The sequence below is a fragment of the Flavobacterium sp. PL11 genome, from assembly GCF_035985025.1.
GTDB lineage: Bacteria > Bacteroidota > Bacteroidia > Flavobacteriales > Flavobacteriaceae > Flavobacterium.
In genome coordinates, this window is the sequence record NZ_JAXCIA010000058.1 from 1 (window position 1) to 6524 (window position 6524).

Sequence of the window (6524 nt, forward strand, 5' to 3'; positions counted from 1 at the left end):
CCAAAACCGCCTCGCTTACAAGCGAATTTTGTGCGAATAGAAAAGGAGTTATTGCGTTAATTTGAGCAAAAGTGGGGTAAATTCACAGCCTGACGGTTTGCAGCTACAAGAAGTTGGCGATTTCGGAGCACAAAACTGTCTGCCACCACAAAACTTGATACGAAGCACAAATCTTCATTTAACCACAAAGCCGCCAATTTTTTGTAGGTGCTGTTACAAGCTGGTGTTCTTTCTGTCGTGGTTTGTCTGACCATAGTTGAGTTGTCTTGATGCGGTTGCTTGGTGGCTCTTTTGGATTTTTTTTTTTTGGGTTGGACTGTGCGTGGAAAAAAAATACAAATGTGCCACCAAATGCGTTGGTTAAAATCCGTAAATTGTTTTTATTATTTCGTTTAATTCTGTTTCTGATTTTCCTTCATAACTACCTGTCTTTTTGATGCTGTCAATTATTTCTCTTACAGTATTGTCAATATGTTTTAGTTGTTCGCTTGTTGGCAGAACAAAAGGTATTTTTTTTATGTAGTTGGCTGGATTATTTGCAGAAGGATTAATTGTCCTAATTAATTTGTTACAAGTCGGTGAGTTGAAAAACGCTAATAAATAAAATGTCAATGATTTATCTTTAGGAAAAATGCCAACGATAGACTGGTCAAATAGTTTGTTTTCAATTAATGAAGCCGTAATACTTGACGAACTTATCATAGGAACACCAATGCCATATTTGAAATAATATTGAGGATTTTGAAATCTTGATTTTTTGTCTTTTTTGTAATGGTTGACTGCTTCTTTTCCCCAATTCATAAACCAACCTTCAGGTTTCAAAAATTTGATATTTCCACCTTTAACTATTGGCAAAAAGTGTTTCTCTCCTTCTATTCCGTCTAAGATGTGGGGAATGTTTTCATAGTCTCTATTTACTGAATTAGCTTCTACTAAATCATAGTTTTTCCCATTTTTTAAATCAGGACTATTGACCTGTAAAAATGTTTTATCGTCACCTGAATAAAAGCCAGTAACGCAATTTGCAATGTCACCCACTTTAGGCTTTGAATTATTAATTGCTAATGCAATTTCAGCATTATCGGAAATTAGAAATGCATAGTCAGGATTTGATAAAATTTCTTTTTGAGTGAAAGTGAAAACTTTTAGCTCATTTTCATTTATGTTAGCTAACTGCTCAACAGTTTTAAACGAATTGAAAACTTTAAATTCATTCTTCAAACTGTCATTAAGATTATTTGTCTTTTGAAGGGTAATAATTGAAAGGTTTGCATATCCAAAATTGACACCTGGAAAAAACGAAGATGGAAACAATGCAAGTTCTAAAATTTTTGTTTTGGTCAAAATATGCTTTCTTATAGCCTTGTGCATATGAAGGTTCAAGTAAGTATCAGGAATTATGAAACTCAATATTCCACCATCTTTTAAAAGTTCTATGCAACGAAATAGAAATAAAGCATAAGTTTCTTTAGCGTATAGGTCAGAGTATATTTTCTTTAAAACTGTTCTTTTTTCCAATTCCTGCCAAGCGCCATATGGAGGATTGGCTATAATTTTGTCATACACTCCACCAAAACCTGAATTGAATATCAAATCATTATCAAGCAAAGTATCACACTGTCTAATGTTTATGGTTGGGTAAGAAGAAAACTTGCTAATTAATGTTTCAAAAGCATTGTCATTTAGCTCACAAATGTCAATGTTTGCATATTCATTGTCTGAAACTATAGCATCAATGAAAACTCCATCGCCTCCACAAGGTTCAAAAATCTTGTCGGTTGGTTTCAAGTTTAGTTTTTTAACCATATAATCAACTATTGGAGTTGATTTGGTGTAAAATGCCTGATATTTCCTTGTTTCTGCTATCATTACCATAATAAATATTGTAAGAGATTTTGTTCTTGAAAATGAATAATAGTTTCAGGTTTAAAATCATTTGCCCAATCCATATTTGTATCAATCCAACTTTTTAAGTTGTAACCAGAATACTCTTTAATTTTTTCGTATGCTTCACTACCACAATACGCATCCCAAATTCCAGAGTTTTTTAACGTATTAAAATAGCTGTTATTCTCTTCTGCTCTAACAAACAATAAGCATTTATAGCTTTCCGAAAGATTTTTGTAAATACTTGCAACAAGTAAAAGGCGGTTTGTATTTCCTTTCTCGTTAGAACCAAATCCACTTTTAAAGTCAACAACATATTTTTGTCCTTGTGAAATAAAATGTAAATCAAGCTCTAATTGAATTTCTCCCGATGTTACTAAACTCCACACTTTTTCGTAATACTTTTTAAGTTCTTCCTTTTCTTCGGGAGAAATATTAAGATTGTTGATGTAATCAACAATCTCATCGGTAAGTTTTTTCTTTACTTCTGAAAATAGAGGTGGGATGAAAAGAGAAACATCATTTACTGGATAGTAAAAGCAAAGTTTACAAAATGGGTCCCAAAGTTCGCCCACACGTCTCGAGAAGTCCATATATTCGTATGGTCTAACTGAATTTCTGCTTTCAATCATTACCACAATATTGCAGTAAGTAATCATCAGTAAGCACTCAAGTTTTTCTTGGTGTGTCCAATTTTCCTTTTCTGCTTGCTGAAGTATAGTCGTAATCAGTTTGTTTTTGGTTTCATTCAAGCACTCGTTAATTGCTCTTGCTCTTTTGTCGGCTTGCGTCTCGGCAAATTTTTGTTTTATGTCAGTAAGAAACTCACTTGCTCTATCTCTAAAATATGCAAGTAGTTCTGTTTTGTTATCCTTTAATGTTTTGTCTATGTTCATTATGAATGTTGTTGCTTGTGATATTTAATTTTTTGTTCTGCTACCTTAAGGATTTCAATTCCATCTTCTTCATCAAGGAGTTGATATGAAATTTTATCACTTAGATAACGAACTTTTAAATCTGCCTTGTTAATTGAAAAAATTTCAGATAGTTTTTCAATAATTTGTTCATTGGCGTTTCTTTCATTTTTTTCAATCTTACTTAGAGTTGAAGTGTCAATGTCCAGTTCAGCCGCTATCTTTCTCAATGGTAAATTGCGTTCTTCTCTCAATTGGCGTATGTATTCTCCGAAAGATGTATTATTTTTCTTGGACATCATTTGCTTTGACAATTATTGTCTAAATTTACAAGTAAAAATTTATTACCCAAAATTTATCTGCTATAATTATTAACATTTTAATCAACTGTCCATTTGTCGGGCGGTGGGTGGACTTTGGGTGAGGTTGGGCAAAATTAAATGTGCTGCAATTTGGGTCGGCTTGTGCGGTTGCATTGTAGCTCTTTTAATTTTGCGAAGCGTTGGCATTTTGGTCGTTTTTTCTGTCGGTTTATGTTCGCTCTGTCGGTCGTCCTACACTTGCTTGTAACGTCAGTCTGTGAAAAAACCTCCGTTTTATTTGCATCAAATATAGTATTTAATTTTGGATATTAGCGAGAAAATTTGTACATTTAGAGATGCAACATATATCCGGAACATCGCGTCAACAGTTACAAATAAGCAGTTTAGAAGATAAAATCGCCTCAGATAATCCAATTCGATTTATCGATGCTTTTGTAGAGCACATCTCACTCGCTGCACTTGGTTTTACGGTACAAACTATAAAATCCGAAGGTCGTCCGAGTTTTGCTACTAAGTTGTTTCTTAAAATCTATTTATACGGGTACCTAAATGGACTAAGAAGCTCGAGGAAGTTAGAAAAAGAGTGCGTTCGCAATATTGAATTACAATGGCTCTTAGAAGATATCTGCCCAAATTATCATAGCATTTCCTCCCGATATCGATCGGGATTAGAAAGCAAAACCCAGCTGGGCTTAGAAAACTCTTCAAACTCTTTGTTTCTTTTCTAAAAAATGCCGACTTGATTGCTGGTGAAACCATCGCCATTGATGGCACAAAAAGTAGAGCACACAACAGTAAGAAAGCAAATTTTAACCAAAAGAAAATTGACAAACACTTGGCTTAAATTGAAGAAAGAACCCAAGAATATCTCACAGAATTAGAAACAAATGATGTAAAAGACAACTCAGTAACCGTTACTAAAATCCAAGAAAAAATAGCGCGTTTAAAGAAAAACAAAATCCGTTATGAATTACTGGAAGAAAAACTAAAAGCCAGCGGAGAACCGCAGATTAGTACCACCGACCAAGATGCCCGTGCTTTGTTAGTACAAGGAGTAGTGGTAGAGGTGAGCTACAACATCCAGGCAGCGGTAGACAATAAACATAATTTAGTAGTTGCTACTCACACTATCAATCGCAATGATCGCAACGCACTAGCAGCCATAGCCATCGAAGCTAAAGAAAATCTAAACGTAGAAACTTACACGGCTTTGGTAGACAAAGGCTACCACAACGGACGCGAAATCACTCAGTGCAAGGACCGTAGTATTACCACTATTGTAGCCCAACCTACCCAAGGGAAAAGCAACGAAAACGGCACACAACCCGATTATTTTGTATCTAAATTTGTGTACAATAACGACTCCGACACCTATAATTGCCCACAAGGAAAGACTTTAAAAACCACTGGAAGCTGGCATAAAAAAACGGGACGCTCAGAGAACAGCGGTTATAAATTTAAGAAATACCGTACACTAGACTGCAAAGAATGTCCAATGAAAGACCTTTGCACCAGTAGAACAGGGGGACGAGAGATTGACCGAAGTGAGTATGCTGACGCTGTTGAAGAAAACAATAAACGCTATCAAGAAAACCCACAGTTATACCGCACACGACAGGAATTGGAGCGCAGCGGAAATCATGAAGACAAAAAAAACAATAAAAAAGACTGAATAAATTAATGAGCATATTTTTGGAACTATCAAACGCCAATGGGGCTACAATCACACCAATTTAACGGGACTCGAAAAAGTAAATGGCGAACACAGTTTGATCATGTTAGTGTACAACATCAAACGCACGATGAATATTCTGGGCGTTCCCGATTTAATTGATAAAATCCAGAAGTGGAATGCAAAATACCCACCAAAAGGGTATGCCTTGATTAAAGTGACCTTTTTTAAGCTCTTATGCGAGTTCAAAATTATCAAACATTTATTTCTATCTCCAAAAACCGACTCGCTTACAAGCGAATTTTGTGCGAATAGGAAAGGAGTTATTGCGTTAATTTAAGCGAAAGTGGGGTAAATTCACAGCCTGACGTTCCCGCGCTAAAAGAAGTTGCGGAAATGGGAGCAGAGTTCTTTCCGCTAAGATAGATTTTCATGGTAAATTTAATGTTCCGGCTAAGAAAATGCAGCAATTTATTTTAGCGTGTGTTATATGCCGTTATAATGTCGAGTAATTTGTTCCCGGGCCTACTCCATGTTTTTCGATTAGCTTTTTTGCAACTAATTCTGTCAATAATCTTTTTACTGTCGGGTTTGGTATATTTAATTTTTTTGCAATTTCACTAGATTTACAACCAGGATTATTTTCGATAAAGATTACTATGGATTTGTCCCGTGGCGATAATTGTGTTTGAATTCCTTTTACCTCTAATTTTTGCAATAATTTTTCTTGGATATTTTTTAAGGCATCGAAGAAAAAACTACTCCATTCTGTAACGTTTTCATTTGGACGTTGCGTTTGGCAGTTCCGTAAAACTCTATAGTATTCAGGTTTTCTATTTTCTATCTCATGTTCTAAACTTATGTATTGAATCCAGTTATATCCGCTTTTTAAAAGCAATAAGGAGGAAATTAATCTGCTTAATCTTCCGTTGCCATCTTGAAAGGGATGAACGCTTAGAAATTCATAAGTGAACAATGCACATTTTACCAGTGGATGCGTTTCTTTGTCGAAATTGTACCATTCGATTAATTCTCTCATAGCATCTTCGGTTTTAAATCCTGCCTCAGTTGTTTGAAATATTATTTGTTTCGTCCCGTCAGGATAATTTGCTTCAACTGCATTGCTATGTTTTTTATAGTTGCCTTTATGCCATTCGTCTTTTTTACTAAAACGCATTAAAATGTTATGCAGATTTTTTATGTTATTTTCTGTGATTTCAATATCGGCAAATGATTCTGAAATTGTGTCAAGTGTTTCGAAATAACCGACAACTTCCTGAGAATCTCTGTCTTCAAGTTTGGTGATGTCTATTTCTTTCAGAAGAATATTTACTTCTTCATCGGTTAGTTTTGATCCTTCGATTCTTGTTGAAGCTCCGACACTCAATACCGTTGCAATTGCTTTTAACTGTTTCAAACTTTGCCCTTCTTTTTTTTCTATCGAAGTCCAAGATGCGTCGAAGCGATCAATTTGACTAATTATGCCTATTAATTTCCAGTCGATATCTATTTTAAAAGTATATACATTGTTTTCCATTTGGCAAATGTATGAATTTTTTAATACGATATGATTCGTATTGACACGATTGTGATTCAATAATGGCATATAACGTCAGTCTGTGAAAAAACCTCCGTTTTATTTGCATCAAATATAGTATTTAATTTTGTTTATAAGCGAGAAAATTTGTACATTTAAAGATGCAACATATATCCGGAACATCGCGTCAA

At 34.7% G+C, this 6524-nt stretch carries 7 protein-coding genes; 3 read left to right on the forward strand and 4 right to left on the reverse strand.

What is annotated here, in order from left to right:
* Nucleotides 1-360: 360 nt before the first annotated feature.
* The 3 genes from RCH18_RS15820 to RCH18_RS15830 are packed head-to-tail and all read right to left on the reverse strand — an operon-like array spanning nucleotide 361 to nucleotide 3103.
* Nucleotides 361-1875 carry an Eco57I restriction-modification methylase domain-containing protein gene (locus tag RCH18_RS15820; protein ID WP_326937745.1) on the reverse strand — a complete coding sequence of 505 codons (1515 nt, stop codon included), beginning with the start codon at nucleotides 1873-1875 and terminating at the stop codon, nucleotides 361-363.
* The gene (locus tag RCH18_RS15825; RefSeq protein WP_326937746.1) at nucleotides 1869-2783 is read right to left on the reverse strand and encodes a hypothetical protein; all 915 of its coding nucleotides are present in this window, start codon (nucleotides 2781-2783) and stop codon (nucleotides 1869-1871) included. The genes RCH18_RS15820 and RCH18_RS15825 overlap by 7 nt, the downstream gene beginning before the upstream one ends.
* Entirely contained in the window at nucleotides 2783-3103 is a 321-nt protein-coding gene (locus tag RCH18_RS15830; RefSeq protein ID WP_326937747.1) for a helix-turn-helix domain-containing protein, read from the reverse strand. Before RCH18_RS15830 ends, RCH18_RS15825 begins: the two co-directional genes overlap by 1 nt.
* Nucleotides 3104-3459: 356 nt before the next feature.
* Here RCH18_RS15830 and RCH18_RS15835 point away from each other — a divergent pair, with 356 nt between their 5' ends.
* From RCH18_RS15835 to RCH18_RS15845, 3 genes are all read left to right on the forward strand, one after another.
* Nucleotides 3460-3852 (forward strand): transposase, encoded by a 393-nt coding sequence (locus RCH18_RS15835; RefSeq protein ID WP_326937748.1) that lies wholly within the window; start codon nucleotides 3460-3462, stop codon nucleotides 3850-3852.
* A gap of 311 nt (nucleotides 3853-4163) precedes the next feature.
* Nucleotides 4164-4796, forward strand: a complete 633-nt coding sequence (locus RCH18_RS15840; RefSeq protein WP_326937749.1) for a transposase — start codon at nucleotides 4164-4166, stop codon at nucleotides 4794-4796.
* A gap of 16 nt (nucleotides 4797-4812) precedes the next feature.
* Entirely contained in the window at nucleotides 4813-5136 is a 324-nt protein-coding gene (locus RCH18_RS15845) for a transposase (RefSeq protein WP_326937751.1), read from the forward strand.
* Nucleotides 5137-5292: 156 nt separating this feature from the next.
* Here the strand turns inward: RCH18_RS15845 and RCH18_RS15850 are convergent, their stop codons facing one another.
* Nucleotides 5293-6333: a Fic family protein gene (locus RCH18_RS15850; protein WP_326937750.1), complete on the reverse strand. Its 1041-nt coding sequence runs from the start codon at nucleotides 6331-6333 to the stop codon at nucleotides 5293-5295.
* Nucleotides 6334-6524 lie beyond the last annotated feature (191 nt).